Source organism: Halorubrum sp. B53, from assembly GCF_059752395.1.
This window is the reverse complement of record NZ_MWTH01000015.1, coordinates 594,582-609,765: the sequence shown is the minus strand read 5'-3', so window position 1 is coordinate 609,765 and position 15,184 is coordinate 594,582. Positions and strand designations below refer to the sequence as shown.

Genomic DNA, 15,184 nt, shown 5'->3' with positions numbered 1-15,184 from the left:
GTCACTCGGTGCGGAGCCACCCGAGCGTGTCGCCGATCTCGAACGCGTCGTCCTCGCCGACGACGATCTCGTCGAGCGTCCCCGCCACGGACGCTCGCACGTCGACGCTCACCTTCTCGACTTGAATCTCGCAGAGCGTGTCGCCCGCCTCGACCGACCGGCCTTCGCGGGCGAACCAGTCGACGAGGATCCCCTCGGTCTCGTCGACGTCGTCCTCCCAGTCGCCGGTCGCGCGGATCGCGACCCGCATCCCCGAGCCGCCGTCGGTCGCGCCCCGTCGGCCGCTCATTGTTCGGACGCGACCGCCCGGACGCGCGCTTCGATGTCGTCGGCGTCCGGGATCACCTCGTTCTCCATCGGCCGGGCGTACGGGATCGGCACGTCGGGGACGGCGACCCGCTCGACGGCCTCGAGCGCGCCGAGGTCGCGGTCGGCGACGCTCGCGACGATCTCTCCGGTGACGCCGAAGGACCGGTAGTCCTCGTCGACGACGACGAGCCGCCCGGTCTTCCGGACCGATTCGAGGACCGTGTCGGTGTCGAGCGGGACCAGCGTGCGGAGGTCGATTACCTCGACGTCGATCCCCTCCGCCGCGAGCGACTTCGCCGCGTCGAGGGCGCGGTGGACGTGGAGCCCGAGCGTGACCACCGTGACGTCGGCGCCCTCGCGCTTGACGTCTGCCGACCCGAACGGAATCGTGTAGTCGGTCTCCGGGACCGGGGTCTTCGGGCCGTCGGGCGCCGGCATCCAGCCGATCCCCATCAGCCGCTTGTGGAACAGGTACATCACCGGGTCGTCGTCGCGGATCGCGTTGTGCATCAGCCCCTTCGCGTCGTAGGCGGTCGACGGCACGACGAGCTTCAGCCCGGGAATGTGCGCGAACGTCCCGTAGAGCGTCTGTGAGTGCTGGGCGGCGTCGTTGTACGTCCCGCCCACCGCGGCCGTGAGCACGAGCGGCACGTTCACGTTGCCGCCGCTCATGTAGGTGTTCTTCGCGAGCTGATTGTAGATCTGGTCCATCGCGACGCCGAAGAAGTCCGCGAACATCAGCTCCGCGATGGGGCGCATTCCCTCCTGCGCGGCGCCGACCGCCGCTCCGAGGTACGCGGTCTCGCTGATCGGCACGTCCATGATCCGGTCGCGACCGAACTCGTCGAGCAACCCCTGGGTGCTGTCGAAGATGCCGCCGTAGTCGGCGACGTCCTCGCCCATGTAGAAGACCTCCTCGTTCTCGCGCATCTCGTGGGCGATCGACTCGACCATCGCCCGGCTCATCGTCAGCTCGCGGTCGACGACGCCCTCCGTCTCACTCATCGCCGCTCACCTCCGCGAGGTCGAACTCCGGCTCCTCCGTCGTCACGCCCGAGGGCGGGTTCACGAAGACGTCGTCGTAGGCGTCCTCGGGGTCGGGCTGCGGCTGTTCTTTCGCCCACGCGATCGCCTCCTCGACCCGCGACTCCGCGTCGTCGCGGATCGCCCCGAGTTCGGCGTCGTCGACGCCGTGGTCGCGGAGCTCGGACTCGAGCCTGTCGATCGAGTCGCGGGCGAGCGCCGCGTTCTCGTCCTCGTCGGAGCGGTACGTCTGCGGGTCGCCCATGAAGTGACCCATCCGGCGGTGGACCTGCACCTCCAGGAGCGTGGGCCCGTTCCGGTCTCGCGCCCGCCCGATCGCCTCGCCGGCCGCCTCGTAGACGGCGAGGGCGTCGTCCCGATCGACGCGGACGCCGGGCATGTCGAACCCGGCGGCCCTGTCCGACCCGTCCTCCACGTCGGTGACGCGCTCCTTGGGCATGCTGATCGCCCAGTCGTTGTCCTCGACGACGAACACGACCGGCAGGTCGTGGACGCTCGCGAAGTTCAGCGACTCGAGGAACGCCCCCTGGTCGATCGCCCCCTCGCCGAGGAACGCGACCGCGACGGCGTCCTCGTTCCGCTTTTTCGCCGCCAACGCCGCCCCGGCCGCCGGCGGACACCCCTCGGCGATGATCCCGCTACACGCGAAGTTCACGTCGGGGTCGAACAGGTGCATGTGGCCGCCCTTCCCCTTTCCGAGACCGGTCTCCCGCCCGAAGATCTCGGCGGTCATCCGCTTCAGGTCGACGCCCTTCGCGATGGCGACGTGGTGGGGCCGATGCGGCGCCGTCACGGTGTCCTCCTGACGGAGGTGATGACAGACGCCCGCGGCGGCCGCCTCCTGGCCCGCCGCCAGGTGGAGCTCACCGGGAATCGGTCCCGCGGAGATGTCGAACGCCGGTTGCTTCCCCTCCAGATACTCCTCTTGGAGGCGTTCCTCGTAGTGCCGGGCCGTTACCATGTCTGCGTACAGCTCGCGCATCCTGTCTGGTGATACCATCCCACGCTAACCTACATGGTTAATGATATTAGTTACTTCTGGCGGCCGCCGTCTCGCCATATTTATTCATAAGAAATATAGGTAATTTAAAAAGGAACAGGCGGCGTCTCGGCGTCTTTCGCGAGGGATGACGTCGCTCTCGGCCGCGGTCTCGGCCACCTATCCGAGATCGGCGACGATCCACGGCTTCTCGTCCGGGTCGTACTCGTCGATCGCCCCGCTGTGGCTCCGCGTCTCCGGCGCGAGCACGCCGACGTGTTTCAGCTGCTGGACGAAGTTGAAGAGGACGTTGTTGCGGACCACGTCCGTCCACACCGCACGGTCCCGATAGAGGCGAGCTGTCCGCCCCCGCTCGATCAGCTTCCGCGCCCGCGTGGCCCCACGCGTCGTGCAGAAGGCGCTCAGGAAGACGTTCGGGTACTCGCGGACCAGCCGCTTGACGAGATCGAGGAAGTGAACGCGCGGCCCCTCCTTGCGGAGCGCGTCGAGCAGCAGGCCGAACTCCGGGTGCCTGGAAAACGAGTTCCGGAGGAGCACCGCGAGCGGCGGGTGGACCGCCGCGACCGTGCGCCGCGAGACGTCCGCTTTCGTCAGGCGGAGGTCGTCGAGGTCCTCGACTCCGTAGCCGCGGAGCACCGTCGCGGCCAACTCCCCCTGCGAGGTCAGCTCGTGGGGCGACCCGAGCGCGAGGAGGCCGAGCGTCCGCGCGCTCGCGACGGCCTCGTCGCCGGCGCCGAACCCGTACTCGTCGGCGATGATGTCGACGAGCCCGTCGCGTGCGAGCGGCCCGTACCGGTCGACCGCGACGACCGGCGCGAGGTAGTTCAGCGGCTGCGCGAGGCTCAGCGTCGTGATATCGCCGCCGAACTCGTTCCTGCGGAGCCGCACCGACAACTGCCCTTCGATGTCCGCGACCTCCTCGGTCGATTCGGCGCTCGGCGGATCGCTCCACGAGGTCGCTCCGTCACCGTCGACGCCGATGACGCCGACGCCCTTCGACCGGAGCAGGGTCTCGTGGGGCGCGACGGCCTCGCCGTCGCCCGCGAGGTACGAGACGTGCGCGCCCTGCTGGTAGGTCATCGCCTGCCCGATACCGCGGAGGAGGTTCCGCGATCCCTTCACTTCGATCGCGAACACGCGGTCCGCGTCGGTGAAGCCGAGCACGTCCGGGTACCGCCCCCGGATCGTTATCTCGTGGCGGCGACACCGGTCGAGCACGTCCGCGTACGTCTCGCTGTGGGCCTCCGGCACGTGCACCAGCGGTTCGTAGTTCCGCTCGTCGAGCGCGGTCACCACCCGGTCGAACACCGCCGCCTCGTCCATACGGGGCCGTGAAGCCGGCGGACAATAAGCGGTTCTCCCGCCGGACCGACGAGCACCTCGGCACGCGGACCCCGCCCTGCTCCGCCCCAGCCCGGAGAATATTCATAAGTATATAAATATATCCAAATGTACTCCTTCTCTGAAATATACTCGCACGTCTACGGCGGGTGCACGCCTGCAGAGATCGCGTCTCTACGGCCTCGATCCGCGGCATCCGTCCGACGCGTTACTGCGACAGATCCGTCTCTGTCGGCCGGAATCACGCTCAGAATTCGCACCGTGGCAATAAAACGAACGTTATATTTATATGAATATTCTATCCCGCGTAATTAGTAGATCGTTACGATTCGTCGACTGCGGCTCCGAGATCGCGCTACGTATAATTTATACAGGTATCACAGTAGAGTTATACATGTTCGAGAAACCGCGTTCTGCCCGCGTCCGGGTCAGTCGTCGCTCGGCGACTCGTCCTCGCTCGTGCAGCCGCAGCCGCCTCGCCGGATCAGGTCGACGACCGACGCGTCCGCCCCGCAGTGCGGACAGACGCCCCGCACGTCGACGAGGACGTCGTAGTCGTCACGGTCGAGCTCGTCGGCGCTCGCGAGTGACGAGATCGCCGACTCGGTGACCGCGGAGAGGCGGCCCTGCAGCTTCTCGATCGTCTCGATCTTGCGCTCGGCGCGGTCCGTCTCGTCGGTCGGGAGGCTCGCCCCGCGGTCCTCGGTGAGGTACGTGTGGACCGCCTGATGCGTGACGAAGTCCGCGGTCAGCTCGTCGACGTCCACCCCCTCGCGTTCGAGGCGTCGTCGCGCCCGGGTCGCCTCCGATCCGGTCCCGTTCCGCAGCGCCTCGTACGTGCTCGACGCCTCGACGTCGAGCGACGAGCCGGCGGTCTCGCGGACCGCCGCCGCCAACACCGCCTCGTTGAACTCGTCGGCGAGGTCCCGCAGGCTCGTGCGTTCGCCCGTTTCCCCCGTCCACGCGGCCTCGAGCCTCGCTCCGAGCTCGTCGAGGTCGTACGTCTCGATCACGCGTCCGACCTTCGTGTTCGGTCCGTCCTCGCCGGTCATACCGATCGATGGAGGGACGAGGTTACAAGCGTATCGGTGGAACGCCGCCCTTTCGAGTCGCGCGGCGCCGGTCGCTCGGTCAGTCGATCTGCTCGACGTACGTGTACTCCTCGGAGAGCGCGGCGGCGTCCTCGGGCAGCAGGGCGGCGACGAGGAAGTCGGCGTGGTCGCGGAAGTAGTCGACCACGCGCGCGATGCGGTCCGAGTCGATCGCCTCCAGCGAGTCGAGGACGATGAACGGCACCGTCTCGTGGACGTCGTGGACCAGGTATCCCGCCAGCGCGAACACCAGTCCGGTCACCTCGCGCTCGCTCTCCGAGAGGTGGTCGACGGTGTCCTCGTACGCCGCCCCGTCGGGCGACGAGCGGACGATGTGCAGATCGAACCGCGTTCGGGTGACGGTCCGGCGCCCCTCGCGCACGTCGGTCTCGCGGCGCTCGATCCAGATCCGGTCGAGGTTCTCGTACCCGAGAATGTCGAGGACCGTCGCCATGTGCTCGTTGAACTCCTCGACGGCCCCCTCCTCCAACCGATCGACTCGGGTGCGCAGCTCCGTCAGCCGCTCCGCGACCGCTTCGCGCTCCGCCTCCAACTCCTCGCGCCGTTCGATCGCGGCCTCCCGCTCGTCGATCTCCGCGTCGAGTTCCTCGATCTCCGATTCGAGCCGCTCGACCCGGAGCTCGATCTCGTTGGCTTCGCGGTGGCGCTCCAGCGTCTCCTCGTGGCCGTCCACGTCGATCGATTCGGCCTCCGCCTCCAGCTCCTCGATCTCCGTCCGCTTCGCCTCGATCGCCGCCTCCAGCTCCTCGATTCGCGACTCGGTCGACGCGATCTCCGTCTCGACCGCGTCGAGCCGCTCTTCGGCGCGCTCGGCCTCGCGCTGCGCCTCGCGGAGCGCGGACTGCCTGTCGGTCAGCTCCTGGATCTCCGCGCGGAGCTCGCTGCGCTCGTCGAGCCGCTCCGACCGGAGGTCCCGGAGGCGGTCGAGCGTCGTCTCGATCTGTCCGGTCTCCACCGCGGAGCCGCAGGTCCAACACGTCGTCCGGTCGTCGCCGGTCAGCGCGTCGGTCGGACTGTCGTCGGGCTGAGACGCGCCGGCGGCGTCGACCGCGTCGCCGCCGCTCCGGTCCACGTCGATGGCGGGCGCCGTGCCCTCGAGCATGTCCTCGTTGAAGCTGATGACGCTGCCGAGCTCGTTGATCGCGTCGTCGAGCGCGCGCTGGCGACGCCGCAGCTCGTCGATGCGCCCCGCGAGCTCGTCGGGGCTCTCGTCGGGCTCCCGCGTCGACTCGACCGTCTCCCGGAGCTCGTCGCGCTCCGACTCCAGCTCCGTCAGCGTCGACCGCTCCGTCTCGAGGTCGAACTGGAGGTCGTCGAGCTCCGAGCGCGCGTCGCGAACCCGCTGGAACGCGTCCTCGAGCTCCTGTTTGCGCGTCCGGCTCTCCTCGACGCCGGCGTCGAGGTCCGCCAACTCCTCCCGGACCGCCTCGAGCTCCGCCTCCGCGTCGTCGAGCTCCGCCCGCTTCTCCCGGCGCTCGGCCTCGAGGTCGGGCAGTTCGCGTTCCAGCCCGTCCAGCCGGTCGATCTCGTCTTCCAGCTCGCTCCGTTCCCGCTTGCATTCTTGGATCTCGGCGTCGATCGACTCCGTATCGATCGGCCGCATGATGATCTCTTGGAGGTCGTCGCCGCGCGCGACGGCCCGACGCGCCTCGTTGTTCTCCAGCAGGAACGCGAACAGGTCCGCGAGCTCCGGGTCGTCGAGGTACGGGTCGCCGCCGAACGCGACGGAATCGCCCCGCCGCGTCAGCGTTCGGGTGTACGTCTCGTCCCCGAGTTCGAGGGTCACCGACCCCTCGTCGGCGTCGCCCTTCAGCGAGCTCCGCCGGCTCCCGAGCCCGGCCATCAGCGCCTGCAGGAAGGAGGTCCGGTTCGTCGCGTTCCGCCCGGCCAACACGGAGACGCCCTCGGGGAGGGTCACGGTCGCCTCGTCGATGCCGCCCACGTTCCGGACGTCAACGCGGACGACCGATTGAGAGGTCTGAGTCATCGATTTATGCTAATGAATTTTCTCACGCTCTTAAGTCTATCTCTCAGACGAGGCGTCGGTCCGCCGCGCCGGTGCGCGTCGGTCCGCCGCGCTGGTGCGCCTCACTGCGCGCCCGCCGTTACGGACTCACCGCGCGCCCGCCGTTACGACTCGCCGCCTCCCGTCTCGTGCGGGGTCGGCGCGGCGAACTGTCCGTCGTCGAACTCGATCGGTGTCGGCTCCGCGACGACTCGCAGGTCGTCGCGCTCGCGGGCCGCTTCGACGAGCGCAGGGGAGGCGTACAGCCGGTCGAGCCGCATCGTGTCCGTCGCTCGGAGCACGCGGGCGTCGTCCGGGCCGACGACGCCGACGGTCGACAGCGACGCGACGAGGCCGGCGCGGTCCGTCTCGACGACCGGTGGCAGCCTGACGCCCCGCGTCGTGCTCGCGGTGATCGCGTTGATGAGCGTGGTCGAGCTGTCGAGCTCGGCGGCCAGGTCCCGGTGGACGAAGTCCGCGGACCCCATCCCCATGGCGTTGCCGTGGGTCGTCTCGGTCAGCCCCCGCACGAAGATCCGCTTGACGTCGGGGAGCTCCGGCTCCGGCTCGTTGATCGCGAACGGGCGGCGACCGATCACGTTCGTGTCCATCCCCTGTCCGCTGACGTCTTTCCCCTGCCGGTCGAGGATCAGCACGTCGACGTCATCGAAGGGGATCGTCGGCAGGCGGTCGTAGGCGAGCTCCAACAGCTCCGCCTCGCGGTCGAGGAACCCGGACGGGGGGACGCCCTCGATCACGGCGGTGTCGTCGAACTGGTCCTCGACGATCGCGACGCCGCCCGCGACCGGGAGCTCGGCCAGCAGCTTCTCCGCGATCTCCGGGATCATGTTCCGGAAGCTCCAGTCGACCGCCCACTCGTGGGCCGTCTTCGCCCCGCGCTGTTTCCCCATGCCGATGACGAGCATCTTCGAGAGCCCGCTCTCGACGGGGCCGTCGTAATCGGTGTGGGGCTTCACCCGGTTGACCGGAACGATCGCGTCGGCGGCGGCGGCGTGGGCGTCCGCGTAGACGGGGACGCCACGGTCCGGGGTCTCGCCGACCTGAACGACCTCCATGCTCGATCGGATCTCGCAGCCGATCGCGTCCGGGGTCACCCCGAGGGATTCGAGCATCTCCCGCTGGCCCGCCGCGGTCGCCCCGCCGTGGCTCCCCATCGCCGGGAACACGAAGGGGTCGTAGCCGGCGTCCCGAACCGCACCGACGACGCCGGCCACGATCGCCGGGAGGTTAGCGATCCCGCGGCTGCCGGCGCCGACGGCGACCTCGCCGCCGTCGGGTACGCCGTCGAAATCGAGCGACGCCACCGCCGCCGCGGCCGCGGCCTCGATGCGCTCGCTCGGGATGGGGTCGGTGTCCCACCTGCGCTCGATGAGCCCCAGGTCCGGGAGCGGTCGGGCGCCGCACGCGTCGAGCACCGTCGCCTCGGGCACGACGAGGTCGTCGAGAGTGTCCATGCGAACCGGTCCCGCTCGACCGGTATAAACGTGGGGGCCGCGACGGGGTCCGTCCCGGGGTCGACGGTCGAGACGAGACTGATGCCCGGAAGCGGTATCGACACTCGGGAACGGTATCGACAGCTGGAAGCGGTACCGAAACCCGAGAGCGGCACTGGCGGAGCGTCGACTGTCTGCGTCCGTCCCGGCGTGACGTTACAGTCGTAGGTCTGTAACGAGAACTGCCGCAGTGGTCGACAAATCCGAAAGAATCGGATCGATGTTTTTCGAAGATACAGCGCGTTTCGTCGCTAATTCGCCGTGTTTAGCCGTCATACTACCGTACAAGCCGTTTCATAAGCGTAGATCGCGGCTCAGGTCAGCGAACCCTCGATCGGTTTCGACGACTGAGAGCGCTCAAATATTCTTTATTATCCGAGTACTCGGGAAGTTAAGTACTCAGGCGTGATCGAGATTGTATGGGAAAGGAGCTCAAATCGGTCGCGAAGACGACTGAAACGTCGTTACGAGTGGTAGACGCGCTGCGGGAGACGGACGGGATGACGATCGACGATCTATCCGAGCATCTCGGATTGGCCCCGAGCACGGTCCACCGCCACCTCGCGACCCTGAAAAAGCACGGGTACGTCGTCAGCGACGGCGACGTGTACGCGCTCGGCCTCCAGTTCCTGACGGTCGGCGGGCAGATCCAGCGCCGGGTGACCGCCTATCCCATGATCAAGGAGAAGGTCGACGCCCTCGCCGACGAGACGGGCGAGCGCGCGCAGTTCATCGTCGAGGAGAACGGGCAGCGGGTGTACCTCTACACCGAGGTCGGCCAGAGCGCCGTCCAGACCGGCGCCCACGTCGGGAAGCGCGGCGCGATCCACACCAGCGCGGCGGGGAAGGCGATCCTCGCGGCGTACGACCGGGACCGGGTCGAGGAGATCGTCGACGCCCGCGGACTCGACGCCGACCAGGACGCGATCGCGACCCGCGAGGAGCTGTTCGAGGAACTCGACCGGATCCGCGACCGCGGTTACGCGTTCAACCGACAGGAGACGACCGCGGGCGTCCACGCGGTCGGCGCGCCCGTGACCGCCGACGGCGAGGTGATCGGGGCGCTGAGCGTCTCCGGACCCGCCAACCGGATCACCGGCGACCGCTTCACCGAATCGCTCCCCGAGCGGATCCTCGGCGCGGTCAACGAGCTGGAGCTCCACATCGAACACTCCGTGTGAGGATCGCCGGCCCCCGAGAGTTTATTAGGCTTCTCGGCGCTCGTCAACCCAATGAATGCGAACGATCGGTCCCTCGTGCGATTTACCTCTCTCGCCCACGGGATGTTTCATACCTACGAACTCTCGATACCGCTCTTCGTCGGGCTCTGGATGGCCGAATTCGACGTCTCCGCGGCCGTCATCGGGACCGTCATCGGCGCCGGCTACGCGTTCATCGGTCTCGGCGCGCCGGTGAGCGGCGTCCTCTCCGACCGGTTCAGCTCTCGGCGACTGATCCTGGCCTCGATCGGGGGGATGGGGATCGGGTTCGGGATCGTGGCGCTCTCGCGCGGTCTGGTCTCGCTCGCCGCCGCCGTGCTGATTTGGGGCTGTTTCGCGAGCGTCTACCACCCCGCGGGGCTCTCGCTCATCAGTCGCACCGCGGACGCCCGCGGCACGGTGTTCGCGTACCACGGGGTGGGCGGCAACGTCGGCACGGCGTTCGGGCCGCTCCTCACGGCGCTGCTGCTCATGTTCGTCGACTGGCGACTCGCGGCCGGCGCGCTGGCGGCCGTCGCTCTGCTCGTCGGGCTGGCCGGCACGCGGATCGAGTTCGAGATCGGCGCGGCCGAGGACGCCGGCGAAACGGGGTCGATCGCCGACGAGCTCCGCAAGACCGCCCGCGACTCCCGCACTCTGTTCGCGACGGCGTTCGCCGTCGCGCTCGTCGGTGTGCTGCTGTACGGGATGTACTACCGCGGGCTGTTGACGTTCCTGCCGGACGTCCTCGCCGAGTCCCCGGCGCTCCGCCCCTTCCAGCTGCTCGATCAGACCGTCCAACCGGCGCAGTACGTGTACACCGCCCTCTTGACCGTCGGCATCGGCGGCCAATACGTCGGCGGCCGGCTGACCGACCGCGTCTCCAGCACCACCGCCTTCTTCGGCTTCTTCGCCGTGCTGGCCGGCCTCGCTGCGGCGTTCCCGTTCGTCCGAGGGCTCGGCACCGTCCCGCTCGTCGGGATCTGCCTCCTGCTCGGATTCTTCGTGTACGGCACGGCGCCGGTGTATCAGGTCGTCGTCGCCGACAACGCCGACGAGGCCGTGCAGGGACTCTCGTACGGATTCACCTACCTCGCGATGTTCGGTGTCGGCGCCCTCGGCGCGTCGCTCGCGGGGTTCGTGCTCACCCACGCGACGAGCGCCGTGCTGTTCTTCCTCCTCGCCGGGATCGCCGGACTCGGCGGCGCCGCGGTGTTGCTGTTGATGCGGCTGTAACGATCCCCGCGCACCCCCGCAATCTCCCAAGTTTTATGCTCTCGTCGTCGGACGTAGAGGTATGAGCGCAGACGAAAAGCGACAGCGACTCTTAGAGGAGATCGTCGTGGTCGACCTGACGACGTTCGTCACCGGCGGGTTCGCCACGTTGATGCTGGCGAACCAGGGCGCGGAAGTGATCAAGGTGGAGCGCCCGGAGGTCGGCGACGACAGCCGGTACTCGGGGCCGCCGTTCGTCGACGTCGAGGGGTACGAGGGCCCCGGCAAGTCGGCGTCCGAGGAGGGCGAGTCGCCGTACTTCTGGACGGTGAACTACGGCAAGCAGAGCATCGAACTGAACCTGAAGACCGAGGAGGGGTTAACGGCGCTGTACGACGTCGTCGCCGAGGCGGACGTCGTCGTCGAGAACTTCCGGCCGGGCACCGCCGAGCGGCTCGGCGTCGACTACGAGACGCTGCAGGAGCACAACGACGACCTGGTCTACTGTTCGATCTCGGCGTTCGGCGAGACGGGCCCGTGGAGCGACAGGCCCGGGTACGACCTGCTTGTGCAGGGGATGAGCGGCATGATGAGCGTCACGGGCTACCCCGACGCGCCGCCGGCGAAGGTCGGGCTCCCGCAGACGGACCTCATCACCGCGATGTGGTCGGCGTTCGGGATCGTCACGTCGCTGTACAACCGCGAGCGGACCGGCGAGGGCGAGCGCGTCGAGCTCGGGATGCTCGACGCCGCGCTCCCGTGGCTCACGAAGCAGGCGGGCAAGAGCTTCGTCGGCGAGGAGACGTCCCGGATGGGGACGAAGGACCCGGTGCTCGCGCCGTACCAGATGTACCCGACCGCCGACGGGCACCTCAACGTCGCCTGCGGGAACCAGAAGCTCTGGGAGGAGTTCTGCGCGGCGATCGGCCGCGAGGACCTCTCGACGGACGAGCGGTTCGCCACGAACTCGGCGCGGGTGAACAACATGGACGCGCTCGAAAAGGAGCTCTCGGAGGTCCTGCGGACCAAGACGACCGACGAGTGGGTCGACCTGCTGGCCGACGAGCGCGGGCTCCCCGTGGGCCCGGTGTTCGACGTCGACGAGGCGCTGGACAACGAGCAGGTGCGCGCCCGCGGCGTCGTCGACTCGATCGACCACCCCGCGGCGGGCGAGATCCCCGTCATCGAACACCCGCTCAACTACGAGCGGGCCGACTCGGGGTTCTCGGAGGCGCCGCCGCTGCTCGGCGAGGACACGGTGCGCGTGCTGAAAGCGGCCGGCTACGACGACGCCCGCATCGACGAGCTGATCGAGGCCGGCGCGATCCCGGAGCCCTGACCGGCGCGCCGGCGATCAGCGAGACGTGTCGAGGACGACCTTCCCGAGCGTCCCGGAGGAGCGCAGTTCGGCCAGCGCTTCCGGCACCGAACCGAGACCGAACACGGAGTCGACCGCCGCGGTGAACGTCCCGTCGTCGAGGCGCTCGCCGACCCGTTCGAGGATCGCCGCCTGATCGCCCGCCGAGGCCACGATCGACATGAACCGGAGGTCGGCGTCCGCCTGCTTCGCCGCCATCGACGTGCCGCCGTCGACGGCGATCGTCTCGTTCTCCCCGATGACGACGATCCGGCCGCCGCGCGTCAGGCAGGCCAGGTCCGCCGCGAGGTGCGCGTCCGCCTGCGGTTCGAACACCACGTCGACCTCGCGGCCGTCGGCCGCCGTCCTGACGGCTTCCGCGAGCTCGTCGCTCCGGTAGTCGACGACGGCGTCGGCGCCGAGCCCCCGCGCGAACGCCGCGGGCTCGCCGTCGCGGGCGGTGCCGACGACGGTCGCCCCCGCCGCCGCGGCGACCTGCACCGCCGCGTGACCCACGCCGCCGGACGCGCCGTGGACCAGCGCGAGGTCGCCCAGTCGGAGGTCGCCGCGGGTCACGAGCGCGCGCCAGGCGGTCGCGAACGCCATCGCGGCCGCCGCCCCCTCTCGAAACGGGACCGACGCCGGGAGCGGCGCGAGCTGTTCGACCGGCGCCGCGGTGTACTCCGCGTACGTCCCGGGCGAGAAGAGGCCGAGCCCGGTCGCGAACACGCGGTCGCCCGGTGCGACCGCGGTCACGCCGTCGCCGACCGCCTCGACGACGCCGGCGAGGTCGGAGCCGCCGACGTGCGGGAGCCCGGACGGGGGGCTCACGCTCCCCTCCCGGACGTACTCGTCTATCGGGTTCACGCTCGCCGCCTCGATCCGCACGAGGGCCTCGCCCGGACCGGGGTCGGGGCGATCGACGGTCTCCAGGGCAAGTACGCTCTCGTCTCCGTGTTCGTGGAAGCGGACGGCGCGCATACGGCCCGTACGACGAACCGACGTATAGTGTTATGCCAGCGATCGGCTCCCGCGGCGGTCGCCTCCGGTGAGCGCTTCGTCCCGGCGATCTCTTCGTCCCGGCGAGCGCTTTTGTACTCGCCGCTCCCACGGAGCGCATGCACGTCACCGGGCTCGATCACGTCGTGTTGACCGTCGCGGACGTCGACCGCGCCGTCGATTTTTACGCGACGACCCTCGGCGGCACGGCCGAGACGTTCGACGGCGGTCGGCGAGCCGTCTCGTTCGGCGACCAGAAGATCAACTTCCACCCGGCGGAGGCCGTCTACTCGCCCCACGCCGACCGGCCGACGCCCGGCAGCGGGGACCTCTGTCTCGTCGTCGACGACTCCCTCGACGCGCTCCGCCGGGACCTCCGCGACCGCGGCGTCGAGGTCGTCCACGGCCCCGTCGAGAAGGTCGGTGCGCGCGGCCCGATGGAGTCGGTGTACGTCCGCGACCCCGACGGCAATCTGGTCGAGCTGGCCCGGTACGACGCGTAGCCGACCGTTCGGATCGGCCGGGTCCCGCGGCGACTCACTCGGCGGCGACGATGCGGACCCCCCACAGCGGCCCGTCCTCTGTGACCCGGAGCGCTCTCTCCCCGACTAGCCGCACGTCGTCCCCGATCGAGAGCTCCCCGTCGAGCTGAGCGATGACGTTCGCGCCGCCGGGGAACGAGGCGAGCCCGAGCGCGTTCGGCTCCCGGACCCCGTCCGGCGTGACGTGGACGGTCGTCACCGACAGCAGCTCGCCGGTCCCGGCCGGAACGGCGTCGAACGCCGCCCCGCCGCACTCCGGGCAGCGGCGCTTCTCGTAGTAGGTCCGGCGCCCGCAGTCGCGACACTCGAGCAGTTCGGTCACGCGTCGCCCTCCAGCAGCGTGCAGACGGCGTTGTTCCCGAACCCGGCGACGTTGACGGCGAGGCCGCGGGACGCGCCCTCGACCGCCCGTTCGTCGGGCAGGTCGCCGCGGAGCTGCCACACGAGCTCGATCACCTGCGAGATCCCCGTCGCGCCGAGCGGGTGCCCGCGGGCCTTCAGCCCGCCGCCGGGATTGACGGGGAGCTCCCCGTCGAGGTCCGTCTTCCCGTCGCGGGTGCGCTCCCACGCGCGCCCCGCCGGCGCGAGCCCCAGCTCCTCCATCTCCAGCCACTCGAGGATCGTGAACGCGTCGTGGATGCACGCGAGGTCGACCGCGTCCGCCCCGAAGCCGGCCGCGTCGTACGCGCGCTCGCCGGCCGTCCGCACGCTCGCGATCTCCAGCGGGTCAGCCCGATCCGCGACCGCGTGCGTCCCGGTGGCGCTCTCGCAGGCGGCGATCGTCACCGCGTCGTCGGTCGCCCCCGACCCGGATTCGACCACGACCGCGGCCGCCCCGTCGCTGGTCGGACAGCAGTCGTAGAGGCGCAGCGGCTCGGCGACCGCCGGCGACGCGAGCACGTCATCGCCGTCGATCCGCTTGTTGAACTGAGCGTATTCGTTCGCGTACGCGTTGGCGTGGTTCTTCACGGCGACCCGCGACAGGTCGCGCCGGTCCGCGTCGGTCTCGCGGAGGTAGGCGGCCGCCGCCAGCCCGCCGAACGACGGCAGGGTGACCCCCTGTTCGTACTCCCGGTCGTGCGTGATCCGACTGATGATCTCCGTGGCCGTCGCCGTGTCCGCGGCGGACATCTTCTCGCCGCCGACGGCCAGCGCCCGCTCGCTTCGGCCGCTCGCGACCGCCGCGACCGCACTCTGAAACGCGCTGGCGCCGCTCGCACTGGTGTTCTCGACCCGGCGGGCCGTGACGCCGGTCATGCCGAGGCCGCCGACGAGCGCGTTCGCCAACCCGGACCGGGCGTTGAACGCCTCGGCGGCCATGTTCCCGACGTGGACCGAGTCCACGCCGGCGGAGTCGCGGTCGGCGTCGCCGAGCGCGCGTTCCGCCGCGACGAGGAGCAGGTCGAGGAGCGATCGGTCGTCGGCGCTCGCGAACGCCGTCATGCCGACGCCCGTTATCGCCGGGGGGTCCCCGCGAACCGGTGATGCGTCTACTGCCCGCGCTTCTCGCTTCTGGGCGGTCATCGTACGACCGAACCCAGACGCTA

14 protein-coding genes are annotated in these 15,184 nt (G+C 69.6%); 4 read left to right on the top strand and 10 right to left on the bottom strand.

Annotated features, from left to right (window positions below):
- Position 1: 1 nt before the first annotated feature.
- From B4V06_RS15665 to B4V06_RS15635, 7 genes are all read right to left on the bottom strand, one after another.
- On the bottom strand, positions 2-289 hold the full coding sequence (locus tag B4V06_RS15665) for a lipoyl domain-containing protein (protein ID WP_123112909.1): 288 nt from the start codon (positions 287-289) through the stop codon (positions 2-4).
- The gene (locus tag B4V06_RS15660; protein WP_123112908.1) at positions 286-1,314 is read right to left on the bottom strand and encodes an alpha-ketoacid dehydrogenase subunit beta; all 1,029 of its coding nucleotides are present in this window, start codon (positions 1,312-1,314) and stop codon (positions 286-288) included. The genes B4V06_RS15665 and B4V06_RS15660 overlap by 4 nt, the downstream gene beginning before the upstream one ends.
- Entirely contained in the window at positions 1,307-2,326 is a 1,020-nt protein-coding gene (locus tag B4V06_RS15655) for a thiamine pyrophosphate-dependent dehydrogenase E1 component subunit alpha (RefSeq protein WP_123114852.1), read from the bottom strand. Before B4V06_RS15655 ends, B4V06_RS15660 begins: the two co-directional genes overlap by 8 nt.
- Before the next feature lie 186 nt (positions 2,327-2,512).
- Positions 2,513-3,676, bottom strand: coding sequence for a hypothetical protein (locus B4V06_RS15650; RefSeq protein ID WP_498170551.1), 1,164 nt, complete (start codon positions 3,674-3,676; stop codon positions 2,513-2,515).
- Between the two features lie 446 nt (positions 3,677-4,122).
- The gene (gene rdfA / locus B4V06_RS15645; RefSeq protein WP_123112906.1) at positions 4,123-4,746 is read right to left on the bottom strand and encodes a rod-determining factor RdfA; all 624 of its coding nucleotides are present in this window, start codon (positions 4,744-4,746) and stop codon (positions 4,123-4,125) included.
- A gap of 79 nt (positions 4,747-4,825) precedes the next feature.
- Complete coding sequence (locus B4V06_RS15640) at positions 4,826-6,793, bottom strand: archaea-specific SMC-related protein (protein ID WP_123112905.1); 1,968 nt, start codon at positions 6,791-6,793, stop codon at positions 4,826-4,828.
- A 143-nt stretch (positions 6,794-6,936) separates the two neighbouring features.
- Positions 6,937-8,286: a nickel pincer cofactor-dependent isomerase, group 22 gene (locus B4V06_RS15635; protein WP_123112904.1), complete on the bottom strand. Its 1,350-nt coding sequence runs from the start codon at positions 8,284-8,286 to the stop codon at positions 6,937-6,939.
- Positions 8,287-8,744: 458 nt separating this feature from the next.
- Here B4V06_RS15635 and B4V06_RS15630 point away from each other — a divergent pair, with 458 nt between their 5' ends.
- From B4V06_RS15630 to B4V06_RS15620, 3 genes are all read left to right on the top strand, one after another.
- Positions 8,745-9,506, top strand: a complete 762-nt coding sequence (locus B4V06_RS15630) for an IclR family transcriptional regulator (RefSeq protein WP_123112903.1) — start codon at positions 8,745-8,747, stop codon at positions 9,504-9,506.
- 51 nt (positions 9,507-9,557) lie between these two features.
- Positions 9,558-10,760 carry an MFS transporter gene (locus tag B4V06_RS15625; RefSeq protein WP_123112902.1) on the top strand — a complete coding sequence of 401 codons (1,203 nt, stop codon included), beginning with the start codon at positions 9,558-9,560 and terminating at the stop codon, positions 10,758-10,760.
- A 61-nt stretch (positions 10,761-10,821) separates the two neighbouring features.
- Positions 10,822-12,078: a CaiB/BaiF CoA transferase family protein gene (locus tag B4V06_RS15620; protein ID WP_123112901.1), complete on the top strand. Its 1,257-nt coding sequence runs from the start codon at positions 10,822-10,824 to the stop codon at positions 12,076-12,078.
- Positions 12,079-12,093: 15 nt separating this feature from the next.
- Here the strand turns inward: B4V06_RS15620 and B4V06_RS15615 are convergent, their stop codons facing one another.
- Positions 12,094-13,077, bottom strand: a complete 984-nt coding sequence (locus B4V06_RS15615) for an NADPH:quinone reductase (protein ID WP_123112900.1) — start codon at positions 13,075-13,077, stop codon at positions 12,094-12,096.
- Positions 13,078-13,214: 137 nt separating this feature from the next.
- On the opposite strand from B4V06_RS15615, the gene B4V06_RS15610 reads away from it, so the two are divergent.
- Positions 13,215-13,598 (top strand): VOC family protein, encoded by a 384-nt coding sequence (locus tag B4V06_RS15610; RefSeq protein WP_498170549.1) that lies wholly within the window; start codon positions 13,215-13,217, stop codon positions 13,596-13,598.
- 34 nt (positions 13,599-13,632) lie between these two features.
- Here B4V06_RS15610 and B4V06_RS15605 read toward each other — a convergent pair whose 3' ends face one another.
- The gene (locus B4V06_RS15605; RefSeq protein ID WP_123112898.1) at positions 13,633-13,959 is read right to left on the bottom strand and encodes a Zn-ribbon domain-containing OB-fold protein; all 327 of its coding nucleotides are present in this window, start codon (positions 13,957-13,959) and stop codon (positions 13,633-13,635) included.
- Positions 13,956-15,080, bottom strand: coding sequence for a thiolase C-terminal domain-containing protein (locus B4V06_RS15600; protein WP_123112897.1), 1,125 nt, complete (start codon positions 15,078-15,080; stop codon positions 13,956-13,958). The genes B4V06_RS15605 and B4V06_RS15600 overlap by 4 nt, the downstream gene beginning before the upstream one ends.
- Positions 15,081-15,184: the final 104 nt, after the last annotated feature.

Bases quoted from the DNA above. Each gene is read 5' to 3' on its own strand.
- B4V06_RS15650 (WP_498170551.1), bottom strand. From the start codon at position 3,676: ATGGACGAGGCGGCGGTGTTCGACCGGGTGGTGACCGCGCTCGACGAG.
- B4V06_RS15615 (WP_123112900.1), bottom strand. From the start codon at position 13,077: ATGCGCGCCGTCCGCTTCCACGAACACGGAGACGAGAGCGTACTTGCC.
- B4V06_RS15625 (WP_123112902.1), top strand. From the start codon at position 9,558: ATGAATGCGAACGATCGGTCCCTCGTGCGATTTACCTCTCTCGCCCAC.
- B4V06_RS15660 (WP_123112908.1), bottom strand. From the start codon at position 1,314: ATGAGTGAGACGGAGGGCGTCGTCGACCGCGAGCTGACGATGAGCCGG.
- B4V06_RS15630 (WP_123112903.1), top strand. From the start codon at position 8,745: ATGGGAAAGGAGCTCAAATCGGTCGCGAAGACGACTGAAACGTCGTTA.
- rdfA (WP_123112906.1), bottom strand. From the start codon at position 4,746: ATGACCGGCGAGGACGGACCGAACACGAAGGTCGGACGCGTGATCGAG.
- B4V06_RS15600 (WP_123112897.1), bottom strand. From the start codon at position 15,080: ATGACGGCGTTCGCGAGCGCCGACGACCGATCGCTCCTCGACCTGCTC.
- B4V06_RS15620 (WP_123112901.1), top strand. From the start codon at position 10,822: ATGAGCGCAGACGAAAAGCGACAGCGACTCTTAGAGGAGATCGTCGTG.
- B4V06_RS15610 (WP_498170549.1), top strand. From the start codon at position 13,215: ATGCACGTCACCGGGCTCGATCACGTCGTGTTGACCGTCGCGGACGTC.
- B4V06_RS15635 (WP_123112904.1), bottom strand. From the start codon at position 8,286: ATGGACACTCTCGACGACCTCGTCGTGCCCGAGGCGACGGTGCTCGAC.
- B4V06_RS15665 (WP_123112909.1), bottom strand. From the start codon at position 289: ATGAGCGGCCGACGGGGCGCGACCGACGGCGGCTCGGGGATGCGGGTC.
- B4V06_RS15640 (WP_123112905.1), bottom strand. From the start codon at position 6,793: ATGACTCAGACCTCTCAATCGGTCGTCCGCGTTGACGTCCGGAACGTG.